Raw genomic sequence first — 21,814 nt, 5'->3', positions numbered from 1 at the left:
GTCAGCCCTTGCGGCCCTGCGTCGGCGCCCTGGCCCTCGACGGTTTCGATCATGCGTTCCTCCATGGGTGGACAACGATCATGACCCGAGGACCCGCCTCCTAGCTGCGACACCTCATACTTTTGGCTTGCACTTCTCGGACCAATGGCTAGGGTGGGAGATTAGATGTTGTAGGACAAGTATTGCCGCGGGGATGGGGCTTCGCCGCGAACGTCACAGAGCAGGAGCAGCACCCGTGACCATGATCGCCAGCACCGCCGGCCCCTCCACTTCCACCGCCGCCGCCAGTGAACTGATCGCGGCGCTGGCGGCCACCGACGCGGCCGATCCGGCCCGGCCGCGCCTGCGGGAGCGGTGCATCGAGGCGTGGCTGCCGATGGCGCAACATCTCGCCCGCCGCTACGCCAACCGCGGCGAGCCCCTCGACGACCTCGTCCAGGTGGCCGTCGTCGGCCTGATCAAGTCCGTCGACCGGTACGAGGACGGTCACGGCGTCGAGTTCCCCGGCTTCGCGATCCCCACCATCGTCGGCGAACTCAAGCGGCATTTCCGCGACCGGGCCTGGTCGATCCGGGTGCCGCGCCGGCTGCAGGAACTGCGGCTCGCGATCACCGGCGCCGACAACACCCTGACCCACACGCTCGGGCGCCTGCCGACCGTCGCCGACATCGCGGTCCACCTCGGCATCAGCGAGGAGGAGGTCCTCGAAGGACTGGAAGGCGCGCGGGCGTACAGCGCGGAGAGCCTGTCCGCACCGGTCAACGCGGAGGGCAGCCGGGAGCTCGGCGACACCCTCGGCGGTGAGGACCGCGAGTTCGAACTCACCGAGCTGCGCCTCGCCCTCGACACCGAGTAGACGGTGGCCGGGCGCTACTCGGTGCCGGTGTTCTCGGCCAGGAGGCGGACCGCCCGTCGGTCGGGCTCGCACCGGCCTCGGCGGCGCCGAGGCGCAACGCCACGAAGGCCTGGTCCACGCCGCATCCCGCACGGGACATCAGAAGTCCGAGGGCCTGCTGAATACGCGCCCGCACCACGAACGCTCCGGCGTGGCCTGAGCGAGCGCCGCCGCTGTCTCGGCCATCACTTCCTCCGGGCTGACGGCCAGCAGGGCGGGATGGACACCGGGTCCGGGGGCGTCGCCCGGCTCGCTCCGGACGCCGTGCCAGATCGCGCGGTGCCGCGGCCGGTCGGGCGGCGGGCCCCAGCGTGCCGGCGACATCGGCCCGAACAGAACGACGGACGGTGTGCCGTAGGCGGTGGCCAGGTGGGCGATGCCGGTGTCGCCGCTGATCAGCAGGTGGGCGCGGGCGACGAGGGCGGCCAGCTCGGCCAGGGTCGTCGAGACCGCGGCTTCGGCGGGGAGCCCGGCGCCGGCGGCCACCCGGGCCGCGAGGTCGTGCTCGGCCGAAGAGCCGGTGATCACCACCCGGTGACCGTCCGCGTGCAGCCGGCGGGCGACGGCGGCGTACCGCTCGACCGGCCAGCGGCGCGACGGCGACTTGGCGCCGGGATGGATGATCGTGACGCCGGACGGACCGGGCACCTCGGGGACGGCCAGCGACAGGTCCCCCGGATCGGTGGCGACGCCGTAGTGCTCGACCAACCGGCACCAACGACGGACTTCGTGCTCGTCGGGGTCCCAGCCCGGACCGTCGAGGTGTCGCGCCTGGGCGTTCGCGAAGGCCCAGAGTTTCGCCGGCTCGGCGGCCTGCAGCAGCCGGTGCGACTCGGGACCGCAGCCGTGCAGATTGACCGCGATCTCCGGCGCCGGCGACGGCCGCACCACGGACGTGAGGCCGTCGGCCGGCACGACCCGGTCGACGGCCCCGATCAGGTCGATCAGCGGTGTCAGCCAGGCCGGCGCGGCCAGGGCGAGGGTGTCACCGCGGAAGGCGACCCGGAGCCCGCGGATCGCGGGCACCGAGGCCGCCAGGTCGCCCACGCCCAGGGCCCGGAGGACGAGGATCATGGGTACGAGGTCTCCGTCTCGGCGGCGATGACCAGTTCACGGACGGCGCATCCGGCCGGCTGGCCGAGCGCGAACATGATGGCGGCGGCGACGTTGGCCGGGTCGTTGAGGATCGCGTCCGGTCCGGGCTTGTACTGCTCGTCCCGGTCGTCGAAGAACTTCGTACGCATGCCGCCCGGGATCACCAGGGTGACGTTGACCTGGCCGGCCAACTCGGCCGAGAGCGCGCGGGTGAAGCCGACGACGCCGAATTTCGCCGCGCAGTAGGCAGTGGCGTCGCCGACCGCCTTGATGCCGAGGGTGGAGGCGACGGTGACCACACCGCCGTGTGATTGTTTGAGGGCCGGGATCGCGGCCCGGATCACCGCGGCGGTGGCGAGCAGGTCGATGGTGACGATCCGGTCCCAGGTCTCGCCCGGGATGTCGGCGAGCGCGCCGGGCACGTCCATGCCGGCCGCCGTGACGATGCCGTCGATGGTGCCGCCGGCCTCCTCGATCGCCCGGCGGGTCGCGGCCTCGGCGGCGCGGGTGTCGGCCAGGTCGCACTCGATCCACGGCACGTCGCCGGCGGGCCGCTGCCGGTCGATGACGAACGGACGACCGCCGGCCTTGATCACGGCGTCCACCACGGCGGCGCCGAGCCCGCTCGAGCCGCCGGTGACGATGACTGCATCCATGCTGGATTACCTCCGGGTGGTGGCGGCCTGGGCCGCGGCGATGGTTCGGGTGGTCGAGCGGCCGTCCAGGTAGGGGACGATCACGGTGCGGCCGCCCCAGCGTTCGACGAGTTCCGCCTCGGGAACGGAGTCGTAGTCGCCGCCCTTGACCCAGACGTCGGGCCGCAGCCAGGCGAGCGCGGCCTCGGGCGTCGGCTCGTCGAAGATCACCACGGCGTCCACACAGTCCAGCGCGGCGAGCAGGCGGCTGCGATCGATCTCGCCGTTCAGCGGGCGGTCCGCACCCTTGAGGCCGCGTACGGAATCGTCGCTGTTCAAGCACACGATGAGGCAGTCGCCGAGCTTGCGAGCGGCGCGCAGGGTGGCGAGGTGGCCGATGTGCAGCAGGTCGAAGCAACCGCCGGTGGCGACGACGGTGCCGCCGCGCGAGCGCACCTCGGCGGCGAGCCGGCCGGCCTCGTCGGCCCCGATCCGTTCCGGGGAGCCGGCCGTCTCGTCCTGCGGTTCCAGCGCCGCGGTCACGCCGCCACCGGCGACGTAGGCCGATGCGGCCGCGACGGCTCGCTGCACGGCCTCGGAGACCAGCGCGCCCTCGGCGAGCGCCAGCGCCGCCGTCGCGGCGAAGCGGTCGCCCGCTCCGCAGGTGTCGCCGTCCACGACGATGGGGGCGGGCACGACGAGCGGTGTCGGCCCGGAGTGGCAGAGGACCGCGCCCTCGGCGCCGCAGGTCACCACGACGGCGCCGGCCCGCCAATGTTGCCGCAGGACGTGCCCGGCACGTTGGGCGGCGGCGAGGGTGGAGCCGCCGCCCGCGTCGCCGGAGAGCTTGCGCACCTCGGCGGCGTTCGGGGTGACCAGGCGGGCGTTCGGCACCGGTTGCGGGCCGTTGGGGTGCGGGTCCCAGACGATCGGCGCCCGGGTCTCCTTCAGCGCGCGGCGCAGATCGGGGTGCCGGGCGACGCCGCGACCGTAATCGCTGACCAGGACGGCGGTGGCGGTGCGCAGCAGGTCGAGGACGGCGTCGGGCACGTTGCCGGGGGGCCGCGGCTCGCCGCCGCGGTCGAGGCGCAGCAGCACCTGTCCGTGCGCCCGCAGTCGCACCTTCTCCGGGGTGGGGCCGGGCATCGGCAGCGCGTAGACCCGCACGCCGGCGGCGGTGAGCAGCTCGCTGAGCCGGGCGCCGCCGGCGTCGTCGGCGAGAGCGGTCACGAGGGCGACCTCCTGGCCGGACGCCGCGGCGAGCAGGGCCGCGAGGCCGGCGCCGCCGGGCCGCTCGCGCACGTTCTCCTCGTCGAGAACCGGGGCCGGCGCGTCCGGGGCGACCCGGTGCACGCTGCCCTCGACATCCCGGTCGAGCAGGGTGTCGCCGATGATCACGAGGCTCATACGCCCACCTCCAGCTTGATTCCGTCGATCCCGGCGAACGGGGCGGCCGGTCGGCCGCTGAGCACCGCTGGCAGGGCCCGGTCGAGGTATTCGCACATCAGGTGGACCGAGACCAGGTGCAGCTCCTGCACGACCTGGCTGTCCGGCGACGGGCAGCGCAGCGCCTCGTCGCTGGCGTCGGCGAGTGGACCGCCGGCGCCGGTCATCGCCCAGCTGCGCATCCCGCACTCCTTGGCGGCGCGCACGGCGGCGAGCAGGTTCGGGCTGCGTCCACTGGTCGACATCGTGAGCAGAACGTCGCCGGGGCGGCCGTGCGCACGCACCTGCCGGGCGAAGATCTCCTCGAAGCCGTAGTCGTTGCCGATCGCGGTGACGGCCGAGGAGTCCGGGGTGAGCGCGATCGCGGACAGCGGCCGGCGCTCGTCGCGCAGCCGGCCGACCAGTTCGGCGGCGAGATGCTGAGCCTCGGCCGCGCTGCCGCCGTTGCCGGCGACCAGCAGCCGGCCACCCTGGCCGAGGTGCCAGGCGAGCTCGGCACCCCAGCGGGCCAGCCGGCCGGACACCGCACGGTACGGGCCGATGGCAGCGGTCAACGCGGTCAGGTGTGTGTCGGTCGGGGAGAGATCAGGCGAGTCCATCAGGCGACGACCTCCGGGGTGGGTTCGGTGGCGACCCCCGCGACGCTCGCGTAGACAGCGGCGAGCCGGGCGGCGACGCGGGGCCAGGCATAGGAGTGGGTGGCCCGATCGACCGCGGCCGCGGCATACGAGAAACGCCGCACGTCGCCGAGGACGAGGCGGCGCAGCGCCGCGGCGAGCAGGACCGGGTCGCGGGCCGGCACCAGGTCGCCGGTGACCCCGTCCACGACGGTGTCGACGAGGCCGCCGACGGCGGACGCGACGACCGGGACGCCGCACGCCATCGCCTCGAGGACGGTCAGGCCGAACGGCTCGTACCAGGGGGTGGCGGCGAGCAGGTCGGCGGAGCGATACCACTGCGGCATCTCGTGCGCCGGCACGGCGCCGGCCAGCCGGACCCGGCCGGCCACGCCGCAGCTCTCGGCCAGTTGGTGCAGCCGCCGGGCGTACGGGTCGCCGGCCAGCTCACCCTCGGGCGGGCCGCCGACCACCACCAGCTCGGCCCGCGGCACCGACGGCAGGGCCCGGATCAGGTCCTCGACGCCCTTGCGCTCGACCAGGCGGGCCACGGTGAGGATGCGCGGGCGGCCACGGTCGCGCGGCACGGCCGGGCCGTCGGGCCGGAACCGCTCGACGTTGACACCCGAGGGCACGAGCGACATCCGGTTGCGTGGCACGCCGAGACGGACCAGCTCGTTCACCTCGTCCTGGCACTGCACGATCACCCGGTCGGCCACCCGGCCCAGCTCGCGCTCGTAGGCGACCCGGCGCGGCGGGCTCGTGTCGGCCGAGCCCTGGTGGCGGCGCTTGACCGAGCCGAGCGCGTGATAGGTCTGCACGACCGGCACGTCCGTCCGCCGCCCGGCGGTGACCGCGGCCAGCCCGCTCATCCAGAAGTGTGCGTGCGCGACGTCCGGCCGCCACTCGTCCCGCCAGTCGTCCGCCAGCCACTCGGCGAACCGGCCCATGTGCGGCAGCAGCTCGTCCTTGGGCAGTGCGGCCGCCGGTCCGGCCGGTACGTGCACGACCTCGGCCCGGTCACCCATCGGCACCACCGTGGGCAGGTCCGGGCAGTCGCGCCGGGTGTACACGCGCACCTCGTGCCCGGCCGCCGCGAGCGCGCCGGCGAGCTCCGCGACGTGGGTGTTCTGACCGCCGGCGTCGACGCCGCCGAGCGCGGCGAGCGGGCTGGCGTGCTCCGATATCAGCGCGACGCGCATATTTCCTCCTCGAGCAGCCGGTCCCAGTCCGCCAGGAACCGGTCCAGGCCGTACCGGGCGAGGGCGACCTGACGCGCGCGGGCGCCGAGACTGCGGGCCGCGGTGTCGTCCTCGAGCAGCCAGTGCGTGGCCTCGACGAGCGTGCTGACTCGGGTGTCCAGGACACCGGCGTCCGGTGGCACCGCGACGGTTGCCTCGGTGGTGGCGAGCCCGATGACCGGCATGCCCATCTGCATCGCCTCGATCAGGCTCAGCCCGAGCGAGGTCCAGCGGCACAGGTGCAGGTAGACCCGGCGGCGGGCGACCTGCGCGTGCATCTCGTGCTGGGGTGGGTCGTCGTACGGGGTGATCCGTGGCCCGCGCAGGCCCTCGACTCCCATGCCGAAGACGTCGAGCGGCGCCACCTCGGCGAACCGCGGGAACAGGTCGGTGCCGGTGACCCGTCCACGGCGTACCGGCTCGTTGGTGACGACGGCGAGGTGGCCGAGCTCGCCGGTCCAGCGCGCGGCCGGCTGCACGATGCCGTGCTCGATCACCGTCGTGCGGGTGCCGCCGGTGTCCCAGAACAGTTCGTTGAAGTCGGTGACATGGGCGATCACGAGGTCGTCCCGGTCGGCCATCGGATGCCGGCTGTTCGGCACGTCGCCCTTGGGGGTGTTGTGCTCCACATAGATCACCGGCAGGCCGCGCGGCACCAGCTCGAGTTCCTCGGGCCGTTGCACGATGGCGACGTCCGCGTCCCGGATCTGTTCGAGAGGCAGCTCCTCGACTGATGCGGGCCAGTCGAAGGTCTGCGCCCGGCCCCGGCCCCAGGCGTCGCGGGCGTCGTTGACCGGGATCAGGTATCGGTGCTTGCCCTGGACGAACGAGGTCGTCCAGGAGCCGTGCACATGCCAGAGAAGGATGTTCACGCGACAGCCTCGGCAATCTCGGCGGGGGCGGCGAGCCGCGCGACGGCCGAGACCACCTCCGCGGGTTCGATGGTGGACAGGCAGGGATGGCCGCCGACCGGGCAGGTGGTGGCCCGGGTATCGCGGCAGGGCGCGGCGGGGTCGCCGAGCCGGACGTTCGGCACGCGGTAGGGACCCCACTGGCCGTAGGGAACGGTCGGGGCGTAGAGGCTGACGACCGGGGTACCGACGGCGGCGGCCAGGTGGGCCGGGCCGGTGTTGCCGACCACCACGCAGGCGGCACCGGCGAGGATCGCGGCCAGCTCCGGCATCGAGGTCCGGCCGGCTTCCTCGCCCAGGTCCCCGGCGACGTAGGCGGCCAGGTGACGCTCGCCGGGTCCGGCCGTGACCAGTACACGATGACCGACCGCAGCGAGCGCGGTGACGATGCCGCGCAGCGTGTCGGGCGGGCAGGACCGGGCTTCGCAGCTGGCTCCGGGATGAACCACGACGTACTCCCCCGGTCCTCGGCGCGCCGCTCCGATGACCCGCAGTCGGCCGTCGTCGCCCGCCGGCAGGGCGAAGCCGGCGGCCGCGGCGACGCTGCGGGCCCGTTCGGGTTCCGGCAGGCCCGGGGGTACGCCGCGGTGCCGCACGTCGAGCAGCGAGCCGGGGTAGTCCTCGCTGATCGCGGTGATCCGGTCGATGCCGGCCATCCGCATCAGCAGGGCGAGGGGCAGTGCGGACTGGTGGAACGAGGTGAAGACGACTGCCTCGTCGGCTCCGGTCGCCCGTAGCCGTTCGGTGAGGGCGGCCATGTCGGCCGGGTCGACCGGGCCGGGTTGTGCGTCGATCCACGGCAGCCGCCATTCGACGATCTCGTCGACACCGGGCAGCAGCTCGGCCGCGTCCCGGCCGCGGGGGCCGCAGAGCAGGATCACCCGTTCGGCGCCGGCCGCGACCGCCCGGATGGCCGGTCCGGTGATCAGCACGTCGCCGGCCGAGTCGGAGCGGACGACCAGGACGGTCCCGGCCCGGCCGGGCCGGGGCACCGGAGTGACCAGGGCCTCGCGTCGCAGGATCAGGTCGGCGGCCGCCGTCAGGGTGCCGGCGACGGCCGGTGCCGCCGCGACCTCGGTGGCCAGCGTGACCGGCGTGGGCACCAGGACGCCGGCGGCGCCGGCGGCCTGGGCGGCGTCCATGTCGCGGCCGATGTCGCCGACCATCACGCAGCGAGCCGGGCTGACGCCGAGGGCCTCGGCCGCGGCGATGACCATCCCCGGGGCTGGTTTGCGGCAGTGGCAGTTCGCGGTGTCGTCGTGCGGGCAGATCTGCCAGGTGTCGAACGGGCCGAGCAACTCGTCGACGCGGCGGTTCACGGCGGCCAGTTGGCCGGCGGTGAACCGGCCCCGGGCGAGACCGGACTGGTTGGTGACCACGCCCAGCCGCAGGCCCGCGGCGCGCAGCCGGTCGAGGGCATCGCGGGCGCCGGGCATGGGCTCGACCCGGGCGGGATCGCCGTTGTAGGGCACGTCCTCGATCAGGGTGCCGTCCCGGTCGAACAGGACCGCTTCGAAGAGTTCGCTCACCGGCTGCCCTCCGCCGATCGGGAGGCGAACGGCCGGGTGGGAACGGAACGGGAGGCCGTCGGCCGGGACAGCGCGGCCCACCCGGCCGGACAGCGGTGCGCCGGGGGCAGGCCGGCCGGCTGCGAGCCGAGGGGCTCGGCCGCGCGCCGGCGCAGCCAGCCGCGCAGCCAGTGGACGGTGGCGACCGGCGGTATCACGGCGCTGGTGGCCACCATCGTCGCCACCTCGCTCGGATCGCGAGGGCCGGGGGCGATGCGGGCCGCGGCGAACTCGGCGGTGCCGGCCGCCCAGGCCAGCCCGGCGCCGGCCGCGACCGCCGTCCAGCCTCGTCGTCCGCTTGCGGCAACGAGCGCGGCGGCACCGGCCGTGACCAGGGCGGCCGTGATCGCGACGTGCCGGTGGCGGCGGCCGGGCGGGATCTCCAGGCGCTGTCGCCAGCGCGGGCCGTAAAGGTGGCGCAGCAGGGCGTCGTCGGCGTTGCCGCGCTGGGTGCGGACGCTGACCCACCGGCCCTCCGGCCGTACCGGATGGGTGACCCGCCGCCGGCCACGCCGCAACGACCAGCCTTCCCGGCGTACGCGGAAGGCAAGCTCGGCGTCCTCCCGGAAAGCCCGCGGCAGACGCTCGTCGAAGCCGCCGCAGCGCGCCAGCGCGGCGCGGCGGTAAGCCATGTCGGCGGTGATCCAGGCGCCGTCGGCGAGCCCGGCGGTCACCCGTTCCCAGTCGGTCGGCCGCCGGTCGGCGGGCAGCGGCACCCGCAGCACACCCTGCACTCCGCCGACGTGCTCCCCCGCCTCGGCCAGATCGTCGGCGAGCCGGTCGGCCCAGTCGGGATCGGGCAGCACGTCGTCGTCGAGGAAGGCGATCCACTCGTGCCGGGCGGCGCGCCAGCCCGTGTTGCGGGCGGCCGCCGGTCCCCGGGCCGGTCCATCCAGGACGGTGGCCTCGATGCCCGGCGGCAGGGCCAGCGGTGGGCGGTCGCCGGGGCGGTCGTCGACGATCAGCAGCTCGAACCGGTGCTTCGCCAGGCCGGGGCCGAGCGCCTCGAGGAGGCGCCCGAGGCTGGGCCGGCCGAGCGTGGGCACCACGATCGTCGCGGTCACGCCTGGAACGCCTTCGCCCGGTGGACGGCGAACGGCCCCATCGCGAGCAGGTCGACCGGCGCCGAGCCGAACAGCTCCATCGCCTCGCGCGGGGTGTCGACCATCGGCCGGCCGGCGGTGTTCAGCGAGGTGTTGACCACCACCGGCAGCCCGGTGAGCCGCTCGAACTCGGCGAGCATCTCGGCCACCAGCGGCTCGGTCGCGGTGTGCACGGTCTGCACCCGGGCGGTGCCGTCGACGTGGGTGACGGCCGGGATGCGGTCCTTCCACTCCGGTTTCACCCGGTGCACGAAGAGCATGTACGGGCTCGGGTTGACGCCTTCGAAGATGTCGTCGAACCGCTCGGCCCGGACCATCGGGGCGATCGGCCGGAACTGCTCGCGGCCCTTGACGTCGTTCATCCGGGTCTGGGTGTCGGCGTCGCCGGGGTGGGCCAGCAGCGAGCGGTGTCCGAGCGCGCGGGGACCGTACTCGCTGCGGCCCTGATACCAGGCGACGATGCCGTTGGCCGCGAGCACCCGTGCGGTCTCGGCGGCGATCGACTCGGGGCGGGTGTAGGGCAGTCCGGCCCGCTTCAGCTCGGCCTCGAGCTCGTCGTCGGTCCAGCCGCGGCCGAGCGCGGCGGTGGTGAACGGCACGTTCCGGCCGGTAACGGCCAGCGCGGCGCCGAGCGCGGTGCCGGAGTCGCCGGCCGCGGGCTGCACCCACACTCGCTCGTACGGCCCCTCGGCGGCGATCCGCGCGTTCGCGACGCAGTTCAGCGCGGTGCCGCCGGCCATCGTGAGGGTTTTCGGGCCGCCGGCCGCCTCGTACGTCCAGCGGGCCAGGTCGAGCAGCACCTCTTCGAGCCGGGTCTGCACACTGGACGCCAGGTCGGCGTGCGCGTCGGTCATCTCGCCGTCGGCGGCGCGGGCCTTGGCCAGGGCGTCCCAGTCGATCCGCTCGACCGTGAAGCCACCGTCGTCGGTGGCCCGCACCAGGTCGCGGAAGACGTTCAGGAAACGGGGACGGCCGTACGAGGCCAGCGCCATCACCTTGTACTCGTCGCTGGAGTGCAGGAAGCCCAGGTGCCGGGTCAGGTCTTCGTAGAGCAGCCCGAGGGAGTGCGGCAGCTCCTGGCATCTCAGCACCTCGAGCTCGCCACCGCGGTAGGCGCCGGCCAGGTGGCTGGCCGCCTCGCCGCGCCCATCGAGCACCAGCACCGCGCTGTCCTCCGGCACCGAGAGGCCGGCGGAGGCGGCGTGGGCGACGTGGTGCGGCACGAAGCGCACCTGCTCGGGGTCGAGACCGGGCAGCGCGGCGGCGAGGAACTGCGGGGCCCGCCGGGCGTAGTCGACGCGCAGATGGTCCGAGGGGTCGTTGAGGCCGAGACTCGCCGCGTCGCGCGCCAGCCCCGGGTCGAAGGAGTAGGCAACCGCGTCGAGGTCGCCCGGCCGCAGCCCGGCCTCTTCGAGGCACCAGGCCGCGGCCAGCTCGGGCAGCTCCCAGGCGGCGAACGGCACCGGCCGTTTGCCGTGCTTGCGGCGACTGAACCGCTCCTCCTCGGCAGCGGCCACCACCTGACCGTCGACGACCAGTGCGGCCGCCGGATCATGGAAGATCGCATTGATTCCCAGCACTCGCATGCGGCGCGGGATACCCGCCGATCTTTGGCTTATTCGCAAGATCACCGACTTCTTCCAGATGAATTTCCTCCACGCTGACCTGCACTGATAGGTCACGAAACATCGACGGGCGACACGTTTGACGTCGTTGCTACCGGGCAACCGCCCCGGCATGTACGAGGTTGAGCAATTGATATCGGGCGCCTGGGGACAGGGTGGCTCGGGCCGGAAGTCGACCGTCCTCAACCCGGCGGACGGCACGCCCGTGACGGTGGTGACCCACTCCGGCGAGGAGGACGTGGTGGCGGCCGTGCGAGCCGCGCGGCAAGCCGCGGCCGGATGGGCCGCGACCGCCCCGGCGGATCGCGCGGCGGCCCTGCACGCGGCGGCGACCGCGGTGACCGAAGCGGCCGGCGAGCTGGCCACGTTGATGAACGCCGAGATGGGCAAACCGGTCGACGGTGCCCGCGAGTCGATCATGGCCGGGGTCGGCACCCTACGCCAGTACGCGGAACTCGGCCCGACCCACCGCGGCCGCACCCTGGCCGGCAACGACGAGGCGATCGACCTGATGGCCTACACACCGCGCGGCGTGGTCGCGGTGATCACCCCGTGGAACGACCCGGTGGCCGTCTCCTGCGGCCTGCTCGGCGCCGCCCTGGTCACCGGCAACACGGTCGTGTACAAGCCGAGCGAGCGCACCCCGGCCACCGGCTGGCGCCTCACCCAGCTGCTCGCCCCGCACTTCCCGGAGGGCGTCCTCGCCCTGGTGAACGGCGACGGCTCGGTCGGCGCCGCGCTCGCCGCCGCGCCGGTCGACGTCGTCGCCCAGGTCGGCTCGACGGCCACCGGCCGATCGATCGCCGCCGCCTGCGCCCGTACCGGCGCCAAGCCGCTGCTGGAGAACGGCGGCAGCGATCCCCTGATCGTGGACGCCGGTGTCGACCCGGTCTGGGCGGCGGCGCAGGCCGCGGTCGGATCTTTCGCCAACTCGGGCCAGATCTGCGTGGCCGTCGAACGCATCTACGTCCACCGCGACATCGCCGAGCCATTCCTCGACGCCCTGACGGCCGAGGCGGACCGCTGGGCCGCCGACCTCGGCCCGCTGGTCGATCGGCGGCTCCGCGACGCCGTCGATGATCAGGTGCAGCGGGCGGTCAAGGAGGGCGCCCGGGTGCTGCGTGGCGGAGCGGTGCCGCCCGGACCGGGGTCCTTCTACCCCCCGACCGTGCTGGCCGACTGCACCGACGAGATGGCCGTGATGCGGGAGGAGACGTTCGGGCCGGTGGCGCCGGTGGCGACCGTCGAGGAGTTCGACGAGGCGCTGCACCGCGCCGCGGACTCCCCGTACGGCCTGGCGGCGAGCGTGCTCACCGGCTCGATGAGCCACGCCCAGCAGGCCTGGCGCCGACTCCCGGCCGGCACGGTCAAGGTCAATGCGGTGTTCGGCGGCGCGCCGGGCGGCGCCGCGCACCCCCGCCGGGGCAGCGGGCAGGGCTTCGGGTACGGACCGGAGCTGCTGGACGAGATGACCGCGACCAAGGCAGTGCACCTGGAGGCACCCCCGACCGGCTGGTGAGCCCGGTTGCGGTCCGGTTGTACCTGGTTTCCCGGGCGAAGCAGGTCAGAAGCGCTTCCCGATAGGGCGTACGGCGCCGAGATACGGCGTACGTCGCACCTGGGGGGACCGCCGTCTTGGCTCCGATGCTCGCACCGCTGCGCGAACGCAACTACCGTCTCTGGGCGGCCGCCGACCTGGTGTCGACGGGCGGCACGTGGATGCAGGTGCTCGGGCTGAACTGGGTCGTCCTCTCGGTGACCGGATCGGCCGCCACCATGGGCTTCACCGTGATGGCGCAGGCCCTGCCGGTGCTGCTCCTCGGCGGCTGGGGTGGCGCCCTCGCCGACCGGCTGCCCGCCCGGCCGCTGCTGATCGCCTGCCAGGTCATCCGGGCGCTGCTCGCGCTGGCGCTGGTGTTCGACACCGGCCGGCTGTGGCCGATCTATCTGGTGGCTGTGCTCTCCGGGGTGATCAGCGCGGTCGAGGGCCCCAGCCTGGGTCGCTTCGGCTCGGCGCTGGTGTCCCGGGAGGCGCTCGGCTCCGCGCTGGCGCTCGGCTCGGTGCTCAGCTCGGCCGGCCGGATCGGCGGCATGGCCCTGGGCGGCGTTCTGGTCGGCCTGACCGGCCCCGCACCGCTCTTCGTGATCAACGCGGCCTCGTACCTGGCCGTGATCGGCGCGCTGGCGATCATGCGCCCCGGCTCGATGCGGACGCTGGCCGAGGCGCCGGCCTCCGATCGGGGCGTACGGGCCGGCCTGCGCTACGTGCTCGGCCAGCCGGTGGTCCTGATCGTGCTGGCGATGTCGTTCGTGCTCGGCTCCCTCGGGCGCAACTACCAGGTGACGATGGCCGCCATGACCGCCGGTCCGCTGCACGGCGGCCCGGGAGCGTACGGCGTGCTCTCGACGGTCTTCGCGGTCGGCGCCGTGGCCGGCGGCCTGCTGCTGGCCGGCACCGGCCGCGCCACCCTGCCGGCGCTGGTCGGGGCCGGCCTGGTGATCAGCGTCCTCCAGCTCTTCTCCGGCCTGGCCCCAAACGTCCTCGGTTTCGCGGCGCTGATCCTGCCGATCGCGGCGGGCGCGGTCATCCTCGACACGATCGTCTCGACCCGGGTGCAGCTGGACACCCGCGAGGACATGCGGGGCCGGGTCCTGGCCGCGCTGGGCATGACGTCCTCGCTGTCCGGCATCGTCGGTGCACCACTGGTCGGCTGGCTGTGCGACACGGAAGGCCCGCGGGGCGCGCTGGTGCTGGCCGGCGTCGTCACCACGGCGGCGGCCGCGGCCGGCGGGATCGCGTTGATCCGGGTCACCGGCCGCCGGACGCAGCCCGTCGCCGCCGCCCTCGGCCGCACGCTCATCGAGCAGCCCGCCTGACCTCCGGCCGGACCGCCCTGGTCAGGACCGCCCTCGTCAGGGACGCCGGGCGGCGGGCTCGGCGTCAAGATCGGTGCGAAGCCGGGCCAGTGCCGAGGACAGGATCCGGGAGACCTGCATCTGGGACACACCGATCTGCTCGGCGATGCGGGCCTGGTTCTGGTTGCCCCAGAACCTCAGGATCAGGACGCGCCTTTCCCGGGCGCTGAGCCGGTCGAGGGCGGAGCCGAGGGCGAGCTGGATCTCGACCAGGTCGTAGCCGTGATCCTCCTCGGCGAGCCGGTCGATCAACTCGACCGTGCCCTCGTCGTTGACCGGCGTGGACAGGGACGTGGCCCGAAACGCCCGGCCGCCCTCCAGTCCTTCCAGCACCGCTTCCTCGTCGACGCCGAGATGCCGGGCGATGTCGGCGACCGTGGGCAGGCGGTTCAGCGTCTGCGACAGGGCCGCGTTGGCTCCGCTGATCGCCATCCGCATCTCCTGCACCCGGCGCGGCACGCGCACCGACCAGGCGCGGTCGCGGAAGTGCCGCCTGAGTTCGCCGAGGATGGTGGGGACGGCGAAGCCGACGAAGTCCTCGCCGTATTCGGTATCGAACCGGTCGACAGCTTTGATCAGTCCGACGGTGGCGACCTGCTGCAGGTCGTCGATATTCTCGCCGCGCCCGGCGTACCGGCGCCCGAGTCGCAGCGCCATGGGCAGCCATGCTTCTATCGCGCGCCGCCGCAGGTCGGCTCGGCCGGGGTCGGCGGGCGCCGTGTTCGCCAGCAGCATGATCATCTCGCATGCCTGCTGCTCGTCGTCGGTTTGGGAACGCCGGGTGTGCTGTGGCTCGACAACCGATGCGCTCATTTTGTTTCCCCTCGATCGCGGGGGCGGCGCCCGGCATCAGGCAAGGGCCGTCCGGCGGGATGGTGACCACGCAACGGAACTCGGCACTTTGCTTGACCGATGAGCTGACGCTAGCCGAAAGGACGATGGCCAGCAAGCTCCAAGTGTGATTGGAGGGTCAGTCGTCACCCGGTCTTCGGCTCGGTTGCGGTCCACCCGGCTGGGCTATGCTGTGCGCCTGTGACCGATGCCTTCGACGGTGTCGGCGAGCCCCGCGTCAAGAAGTGGCGCCGGCGCCAGTCCGTCCTTCCGACGGTCATTTCCTGCAGACCTGCGCATTCCCGCGGGCGGAGATCGCGTGGTGTGCCCGTTCTAGGGATTCCCCGTGATCGACCAGGAACCGCTCGACCCCACCGAGGCGTTCGCCGAACTCGGCCGCATCAAGCTCAACGAGACAGACCTCGACCACGTGCTCGGAAGAATCGCCGAACTGGCGAAACGCACCATACCCGGCGCCGACGAGGTGTCCGTGACGCTGATTCCGGGCAAGGGCCCGCGCACCGCGGCGTTCACCGGCGAGTTGGCCCTGGCCCTCGACGAACGGCAGTACGAGATCGGCGCCGGTCCTTGCCTGGAGGCGGCGACAACCACCGCCACCGTCTCGATACCCGACCTGACCCGCGAGGAGCGGTGGCCGGATTACCGCAGCCTGGCGCTCGATTCCGGCGTGCACAGTGCCCTGTCGGTCGGGTTGCCGGTGGATCAGACCGTCACGGGTGCGCTCAACATCTACGCGACCAAACCGGACGCGTTCGACGACGACGCCGCTCTGATGGCGCAGACCTTCTCCGGGTACGCCGCGGTGGCCCTGGCCAATGCCCACCTGTACGACGTGACGGCGACCCTGGCCCAGCACATGCAAGCCGCGATGGAGAGCCGGGCGGTGATCGAGCAGGCCAAGGGGATCATCATGGGCGATCGGCACTGCACCGCGGACGAGGCCTTCAAGATCCTGAGCAAACTGTCCCAGGACACCAACCGCAAGCTGCGCGACGTGGCCGAGGCACTGGTCGCCAACGCGGCGCGCGGCCGAGGCTGACCTGTGTCGAACAATTCCCCAGGCTCCGGTCGCCCCGGCATTCGGGTAATATGGCTGCCCTGCGACTGACGTGCGTGTGTGGCACGTCAGGGAACCAGCGTCAAGCAGCGGCGCGGGTCCGGGGGTCGCCGGACCCCTCTGGGCAGGCACCCGCCCACCTGGCATAGTCGCCCAACGGCCGTTCTGTGCCCGCTGCAGGATCTCTGGACGTACATGCCGCAGGAATCCACCGACCCGGCTTCAGCCTTTACGGAGCTCGGCCGGATCAAGTTGGGGGAAACCGACCTCGACGGCGTCCTCAACCGGGTCGCGGACCTGGCCCGGGCGACACTGCCGGGCGCCGACGAAGTTTCGATAACCCTCGTGCGGGAGAGCGGGCCGCAGACCGCCGTCGCCACCGGTGAGATCGCCCTGCGACTCGACCGGGTTCAGTACGGCAACCGGGCCGGCCCTTGCCTGGATGCAGCCGCCGGCAAGACGACCGTGTCCGTACCGGACACCACGGCCGACAGCCGGTGGAACGATTGGCCGGCTCGGGCCGACGAGGCGGGTGTGGGCAGCAGCCTCTCCGTCGGGCTGCCGATCCTGGACACGATCGACGGCGCGATGAACATCTACGGCAGACAGAAGAACGCCTTCGACTGCGCCACGGTCCGGCTCGCCCAGACGTTGGCGGGTTATGCGGGCATCGCCCTGGCCAACGCCCATCTGTACGACAGCAAGGCCAACCTCGCTCAGCACATGCAGGCCGCGATGGAGAACCGGGCGGTGATCGAGCAGGCCAAGGGAATCATCATGGGTGACCGGCGCTGCTCGGCCGATGAGGCGTTCGCGATCCTCACCCGGATCTCGCAGGACTCCAACCGCAAGGTCCGCGACGTCGCCGCGGCGCTGGTCGCCCGCACCCAACGGGCCCGGCCGCCGGTGAGCTGAGCGAGCCGGTCCACTCAGGCCGAGCCGGGCTCGGCCATCTTCCGGTGCATCTCCGCCTTCGCGCTGTCCGGCATGACCTTGGACGCGGCCCCCTGGACCTTCGTCTTCACCGAGCCGGCGACGACCTTCTCCTTGCCCTTCATCAGCGCCTCGAAGCCCTGCTTGGCGACCACCGCCGGGTCGTCCTTCGCGCCCGCGCCGACCCTGGTGTCGTCCATCTCGGCACGATGGAAGAAGTTGGTGTCGGTCGGACCCGGCATCAACGCGGTGATCGACACTCCGGTGTCCTTGAGCTCGTTGCGCAGCGCCTCGGCGAACGACTGCACGAACGACTTCGACGCGTTGTAGACCGCCTGATAGGTGCCCGGCATCATCGCGGCGACCGACGACGTGAACAGCACCGCGCCGGAGTCGCGGGCGACCATGTCGGGCAGGACCCGCTTGGCCAGATGGACGGTCGAGGTGATGTTGACGTCGATCACGTTCAGCTCGTCGGCCAGCTCGGTCTCGCGGGTGAAATCGCCGCCGATCCCCCGCCCGGCGTTGAGCGCCAGCGCGTCGACGTCACGACCACTCTGCCGGACTGCCGCGTACACCTCTTCGACGCCGTTGAAGGTCGCCAGGTCCGCGCGTACCGCAATGATCTGGTTCTTTCCGTCGCGGCGCAGGTCCGCGGCGGCCTGTTCGATGCCGTCGTCCTCGGCCGCGATCAGCAGGTCGTAATCGTGTTCGGCGAACTGCTTCGCCAGCTCGAACCCGATTCCGCTGGACGCGCCGGTCACGACGGCGAACTTGTTCCCGGTCGGTGATGTCATGAAGTCCGGTTTCCCCGCCGGCCCGGGACTATTCCCCCCGCTCATCGATCGAGCCGCGTGGTCGTGCGCACCACGACATGCCACTCGTCCCGGGCCGAGGGTTCGATGCCACGGCCGAGTGCGGTGCGGGCACAGCGTGCCCCCTGGTCGCGCAAGGACTGGGCCAGCGTGGTCAGCCCTGCGGAGGCGGCGGCGTCGCTGTCGTCCCAGCCGGTCACGGCCAGGTCGCCGGGGACCGGCCGGCCGGCCGCGGCGGCGGCGCTCAGCGCACCCAGCGCGAGCTCGTCACTCATCGCGGCGATGGCGTCCGGCGGTTCGGCGCTCCCGAGCAGTTCACGGGCGAAGGCCTCGCCCTCGGCGACGTTGTTGACCGGGCACACCGCCAGTCGCAGCCCCGGCCCGGGCCAGGCCGCGCGGAAGCCTTCCCAACGGTGGCGCGTGACGGGGAATCGAATCTCACCTACCTCGTCGCCGGTGAGCAGCTGCCGGGCCCGGCCGCGGTCGAGCGGGAAGCCGAGCACGAGCGGCCGACGGGCCGCCGCGAACGCCACCCGCCCGATCGCCTCGGCCGCGGCGCGGTCGTCGATGCCGATCACCGGCAGGCCGGGCCGGTGCGGACCGGCGTGGATCACCGCGGGCAGGCCGGTGCCGGCGACGGCGTCCAGGACCGGGTCGTCGTCGCTGGTGGTCCAGACGACGAAGCCGTCCACCGCCGCCTGCGCGACGCGCTGCGCGTCGGAGGGGGCGCCGGTGATCGGGACCAGGGTGAGCCCGACGCCCTCGGCCGCGCACACGTCGGAGACTCCGGCGAGGAACCGGGCCGCCTGCGGGTCGTCGAAGGCGTAGCTCAGCCGTTCGCCGAGCACGACGCCCAGCGAGCCGACCCGCCCGCTGCGCAGCGAGCGGGCGGCCGGATTGGGACCGGGATAGCCGAGCTTCTCGGCCGCGGCGCGCACCTTGGCCGCCGTCTCGGCCGAGACCCGGTCAGGCTGGGAGTAGGCGTAGGAGACCGTCATCGGCGAAACGCCGGCGGCGCTGGCCACCTGGCGCAGGGTCGGCCGTCGTCTGGGGTTGCCGACGGGTCGGGTCATGGCACAGACTCTACTTGTGTACCGATACACAACGAGAGACGACTTCGTCCGGGACGCGCCGACCGTGCTGTCCTACGCGGCGCTCGCGGCGTACACCTTCTGGCTCTATGCCTTCGGCCCGGCGGTGACGCTGCTCCGCGAGGAGCTGCGGTTCTCCTACACGCTGGTCGGCTTCTACTCGGTGCTGTGGTCGCTCGGCGCGGCCCTGGCCGGGGCCGGGTTCGCGTGGGTGGCCGGCCGCCTGGCGCGGGCCGTGCTGCTGTGGGGTTCGGCTCTGGCCACCGTCGCCGGCGCGGGTCTGTTCACGCTCGGGTCGGGCGTCCCGGTCACCCTGATCGCCGCCGCTCTGATGGGGCTGGCCGGCACGACGATGCTCGCCGTGCTCCAGGCGATCCTGTCCGACCGGCACGGCTCCCAGCGCGACCGGGCGCTGACCGAGGCCAACATCGGCGCCGGTGCGTCCGCTGTGGTCGCTCCGCTGGTCCTCGGCGCGCTGGCCGCCGGCGTGCTGGGCTGGCGGGCCGCCTTCGCCCTGCCGGCCATCGTCCTCGCGGTGCTCTACCTGCGCTTCCGCCGCCGGCCGCTGCCCACCTCCGCGGCGCAGCCGGCCACCACGGGAGCCGGCGGGCTGCCGGCGGCTTGCTGGTTGTTCATCGTGCTGACCGCGTTCAGCGTGGCGATCGAGTTCTGCATCGTGTACTTCGGACCGCAGATGCTCCTCGGCACCGGCCTGTCCGCCGCGGCCGCCGGCACCGCGCTGGGCGCCAACTATCTCGGCATCCTGATCGGACGCCTGCTCGGCGCCCGGATCACCCGCCGGCCCGGCCGCGGTGTCGCCCTGCTCTACGTGTCGCTGGCCATCTCCGGGGCCGGCTTCGTCCTGTTCTGGCTGTCCGGCCGGCCGGTCCCGGCCATCCTCGGCCTGTTCGTGTGCGGCGCCGGCATCGCCAACCTCTACCCGCTGGCCATCGCGCTGACCCTGGACGCCGCCAACGGTCGCGAGGATCGCGCCAACGCCCGCTCGCAACTGGTCATCGGCCTGGTCAGCGCCGCCTCGCCGTACCTGATCGGCACCCTCGCGGACCGCCACGGGCTGACCGCCGGCTTCGCGCTCGAACCGGTCCTGATCGGCGCCGGCGCGGTCCTGCTGTGGGCCGGCCTACGCGCCCGGAGCCGCGTTGCCGAGACAATGTGATGCGAGCCATAGCCAACCGAGAACCCGGGGACCGCTCGGCAGCGTCTTTCTCCGTGTGACACGGACTCTGGAACCGGCCTTCGACGCGGAGCCCGGCCACCGCACCGGCGTGAGGACGCGACGATGAGCCGCATTCTTCTCATCGAGCTGCGCCGCTCCGCTGTGCTCTGGGTGGCCGTGACCCTGCTGGCCGCCGGCACCTGGCTGTTGTACTCGGCACGCGAGCGGTGGACCTCCGGATACATGATCCTGGCTCTGGACCAGCGGTGGTACCTCCCGTTGCTGGTCGGGATCGCCATGGCGGCCGGAGCCGGCCAGGCCGCCCGGGAACACCGCTCCGGAGTCCACGAGTTGTTCGCCGGTGTCCCGCGCCCGCGCAGCCAGCAGGTCGTGCCGATGCTGCTCGTCTACGGCGCCGCGATGGTTGTCGCGTACACCGGCGCCACCGGCCTGGCCGCGCTCCGGATCATCGACACGGCGCAGTACCTGCGGGCCGGTGCCGTCGCGGGAGTGGTGGTGGCCGGTGCGACGGCGTTGGTCGCCGCTGCCTGGTTCGGTCTGGCGGTGGGCCGGATTCTGCCGTACATCATCACCGCTCCCGCCCTGGCGATCGCGTCCATGGCCTCGCCGCTGGTCGCCCGGGGGATCACCGGACAGCGGCAATGGCTGAGCAGCCTGCTTTTCCCGGCGTACGGCCTGGGTGGCCCCACCGACTTCGCGAGCATCCCCGGGCGGTTCAGCATCGCCCAGATGCTGTACCTGGCCGGCCTGGCGGCCGGCGCCGCGCTGTTGTTCGCCGCCGCCGATCGACCCGCCCGGCTCATGGCTCTGGTGCCCCCGGTGCTCGGCATCGCCGCCGCAGCGCTGATCCTTCAGGGCGGATCGGCGTTCGTCGAGGATCCGATCGACCCCGCCGCCCGCGAACTGGTCTGCACGGACGACGCCCCGCAGATCTGCGTCGCGCGGCTGCACAGCGGCGTCCTGGCCGAGGTGACGCCCCCGGCCCGCGCGGCGCTCGCGACGCTCGACCGGCTGCCCGACGGCCCGACCCGGGCGCAGGAGCACGTCGACAGCGACCACAAGCCGGTCGACCAGTCCTCGGACACGCTGCTCATCCCCCTGGCGATCGGCGACGACGGCCACGTGACGGACCTCGACAGGCTCGAGGGGTACCTGGTGTACAACCTCGGTGTTCGCCCGTTCGCCTGCCCGGACGACCGGCCCGGCCCGGACGCGGCGGTGGTGAACGCCGCGTCGTCGTGGTTGCTCGGCACCGAATCGCAGCTGTCCGAGGCCGGCTCCGCCACGGAGAACGCCCGGGCGCGGGAGCTATGGCGGAATCTGCGCGGGCTGGACGAGCGCGAGGCCGCCGCGCGGGTCGCCGCCGTCCGCCAAGCCGTCCTGACCTGCGCATCGGGTGAAGGCCTGCTCGACCGGCCGGCTTCCGGCGGGTAACCCTCAACTCGGCCGGTCATCGGCCGATCGGACCTCCCCCCGAGCGTGGAGGCCGCGGCCTTGAGCTTCTCCCGATATCTCGCCCGCACCGCCGGGTTCGCGTCGGTCTACCTGCTGGCCCTGTTGGTGGGGTCGGCGACACACGGGATCGTGTGGCCGGCCGCCGCCGTGGGTGCGATCTGGCTGGTCGCGCAGGCCGGGCACGGCCCGCGCCGGTACGGCGTGCTCGCGATGATGGTGCTGTCCGCGCTGGTGCCGTCGACGGACGACCTGCTGGCCGGGCTTACCCAGGCCGTACCGCAGGTCGTGCCGGCCGTGCTGTTCGCCTGGTTGGTCCAGCGTTGGCCGGGCCGTAACCGGACCGCCGTCGTGGCGGGGGGGG

At 73.1% G+C, this 21,814-nt stretch carries 18 protein-coding genes and 2 pseudogenes; 8 read left to right on the top strand and 12 right to left on the bottom strand.

Annotated elements, in window-relative coordinates:
* Positions 1-241 precede the first annotated feature (241 nt).
* A pseudogene (locus Ato02nite_RS44790) lies at positions 242-844 on the top strand (sigma-70 family RNA polymerase sigma factor); the annotation flags it as partial.
* A gap of 150 nt (positions 845-994) precedes the next feature.
* Here the strand turns inward: Ato02nite_RS44790 and Ato02nite_RS44785 are convergent.
* Genes Ato02nite_RS44785 through Ato02nite_RS44745 form a run of 9 tightly spaced genes read right to left on the bottom strand, consistent with a single transcriptional unit; the run spans position 995 to position 11,097 of the window.
* Positions 995-1,969, bottom strand: a complete 975-nt coding sequence (locus tag Ato02nite_RS44785; RefSeq protein WP_213012825.1) for a glycosyltransferase family 9 protein — start codon at positions 1,967-1,969, stop codon at positions 995-997.
* Positions 1,966-2,646 carry an SDR family oxidoreductase gene (locus Ato02nite_RS44780; protein WP_213012824.1) on the bottom strand — a complete coding sequence of 227 codons (681 nt, stop codon included), beginning with the start codon at positions 2,644-2,646 and terminating at the stop codon, positions 1,966-1,968. The genes Ato02nite_RS44785 and Ato02nite_RS44780 overlap by 4 nt, the downstream gene beginning before the upstream one ends.
* 6 nt (positions 2,647-2,652) lie before the next feature.
* Positions 2,653-4,032, bottom strand: coding sequence for a PfkB family carbohydrate kinase (locus tag Ato02nite_RS44775; RefSeq protein ID WP_213012823.1), 1,380 nt, complete (start codon positions 4,030-4,032; stop codon positions 2,653-2,655).
* Entirely contained in the window at positions 4,029-4,670 is a 642-nt protein-coding gene (locus Ato02nite_RS44770; protein ID WP_213012822.1) for a D-sedoheptulose-7-phosphate isomerase, read from the bottom strand. The genes Ato02nite_RS44775 and Ato02nite_RS44770 overlap by 4 nt, the downstream gene beginning before the upstream one ends.
* On the bottom strand, positions 4,670-5,890 hold the full coding sequence (locus Ato02nite_RS44765) for a glycosyltransferase (protein WP_213012821.1): 1,221 nt from the start codon (positions 5,888-5,890) through the stop codon (positions 4,670-4,672). Before Ato02nite_RS44765 ends, Ato02nite_RS44770 begins: the two co-directional genes overlap by 1 nt.
* The gene (locus Ato02nite_RS44760; RefSeq protein WP_213012820.1) at positions 5,875-6,801 is read right to left on the bottom strand and encodes a glycosyltransferase; all 927 of its coding nucleotides are present in this window, start codon (positions 6,799-6,801) and stop codon (positions 5,875-5,877) included. The genes Ato02nite_RS44765 and Ato02nite_RS44760 overlap by 16 nt, the downstream gene beginning before the upstream one ends.
* A complete protein-coding gene (locus Ato02nite_RS44755; protein ID WP_213012819.1) occupies positions 6,798-8,369 on the bottom strand; it encodes an HAD-IIIA family hydrolase in 1,572 nt (523 codons plus the stop codon). The genes Ato02nite_RS44760 and Ato02nite_RS44755 overlap by 4 nt, the downstream gene beginning before the upstream one ends.
* On the bottom strand, positions 8,366-9,472 hold the full coding sequence (locus tag Ato02nite_RS44750) for a glycosyltransferase family 2 protein (RefSeq protein ID WP_213012818.1): 1,107 nt from the start codon (positions 9,470-9,472) through the stop codon (positions 8,366-8,368). The genes Ato02nite_RS44755 and Ato02nite_RS44750 overlap by 4 nt, the downstream gene beginning before the upstream one ends.
* On the bottom strand, positions 9,469-11,097 hold the full coding sequence (locus Ato02nite_RS44745) for a carbamoyltransferase family protein (protein WP_213012817.1): 1,629 nt from the start codon (positions 11,095-11,097) through the stop codon (positions 9,469-9,471). Before Ato02nite_RS44745 ends, Ato02nite_RS44750 begins: the two co-directional genes overlap by 4 nt.
* 151 nt (positions 11,098-11,248) lie before the next feature.
* Here Ato02nite_RS44745 and Ato02nite_RS44740 point away from each other — a divergent pair, with 151 nt between their 5' ends.
* Entirely contained in the window at positions 11,249-12,655 is a 1,407-nt protein-coding gene (locus Ato02nite_RS44740; RefSeq protein WP_213012816.1) for an aldehyde dehydrogenase family protein, read from the top strand.
* Between the two features lie 125 nt (positions 12,656-12,780).
* On the top strand, positions 12,781-14,013 hold the full coding sequence (locus tag Ato02nite_RS44735; RefSeq protein ID WP_213012815.1) for an MFS transporter: 1,233 nt from the start codon (positions 12,781-12,783) through the stop codon (positions 14,011-14,013).
* Positions 14,014-14,049: 36 nt separating this feature from the next.
* On the opposite strand, the gene Ato02nite_RS44730 is transcribed toward Ato02nite_RS44735, so the two are convergent.
* A complete protein-coding gene (locus Ato02nite_RS44730; protein WP_213012814.1) occupies positions 14,050-14,865 on the bottom strand; it encodes a SigB/SigF/SigG family RNA polymerase sigma factor in 816 nt (271 codons plus the stop codon).
* Between the two features lie 367 nt (positions 14,866-15,232).
* Here Ato02nite_RS44730 and Ato02nite_RS44725 point away from each other — a divergent pair, with 367 nt between their 5' ends.
* The gene (locus Ato02nite_RS44725) at positions 15,233-15,943 is read left to right on the top strand and encodes a GAF and ANTAR domain-containing protein (RefSeq protein WP_213012831.1); all 711 of its coding nucleotides are present in this window, start codon (positions 15,233-15,235) and stop codon (positions 15,941-15,943) included.
* Positions 15,944-16,156: 213 nt separating this feature from the next.
* Positions 16,157-16,876: a GAF and ANTAR domain-containing protein gene (locus Ato02nite_RS44720; RefSeq protein WP_213012813.1), complete on the top strand. Its 720-nt coding sequence runs from the start codon at positions 16,157-16,159 to the stop codon at positions 16,874-16,876.
* Between the two features lie 14 nt (positions 16,877-16,890).
* Here Ato02nite_RS44720 and Ato02nite_RS44715 read toward each other — a convergent pair whose 3' ends face one another.
* Both Ato02nite_RS44715 and Ato02nite_RS44710 read right to left on the bottom strand, forming a co-directional pair.
* Complete coding sequence (locus Ato02nite_RS44715) at positions 16,891-17,691, bottom strand: SDR family NAD(P)-dependent oxidoreductase (RefSeq protein ID WP_213012812.1); 801 nt, start codon at positions 17,689-17,691, stop codon at positions 16,891-16,893.
* 41 nt (positions 17,692-17,732) lie between these two features.
* Positions 17,733-18,782 (bottom strand): LacI family DNA-binding transcriptional regulator, encoded by a 1,050-nt coding sequence (locus Ato02nite_RS44710; RefSeq protein WP_213012811.1) that lies wholly within the window; start codon positions 18,780-18,782, stop codon positions 17,733-17,735.
* A 16-nt stretch (positions 18,783-18,798) separates the two neighbouring features.
* Here Ato02nite_RS44710 and Ato02nite_RS44705 point away from each other — a divergent pair, with 16 nt between their 5' ends.
* From Ato02nite_RS44705 to Ato02nite_RS44695, 3 genes and pseudogenes are all read left to right on the top strand, one after another.
* Positions 18,799-19,977, top strand: coding sequence for an MFS transporter (locus tag Ato02nite_RS44705; RefSeq protein ID WP_213012810.1), 1,179 nt, complete (start codon positions 18,799-18,801; stop codon positions 19,975-19,977).
* Between the two features lie 123 nt (positions 19,978-20,100).
* Positions 20,101-21,432 (top strand): hypothetical protein, encoded by a 1,332-nt coding sequence (locus Ato02nite_RS44700; RefSeq protein WP_213012809.1) that lies wholly within the window; start codon positions 20,101-20,103, stop codon positions 21,430-21,432.
* 60 nt (positions 21,433-21,492) lie between these two features.
* Positions 21,493-21,814 (top strand): annotated as a pseudogene (locus tag Ato02nite_RS44695) (hypothetical protein); the annotation flags it as partial.

The sequence above is a fragment of the Paractinoplanes toevensis genome, assembly GCF_018332695.1.
Lineage (GTDB): Bacteria > Actinomycetota > Actinomycetes > Mycobacteriales > Micromonosporaceae > Actinoplanes > Actinoplanes toevensis.
This window is presented reverse-complemented; position numbering and strand designations above follow the sequence as displayed.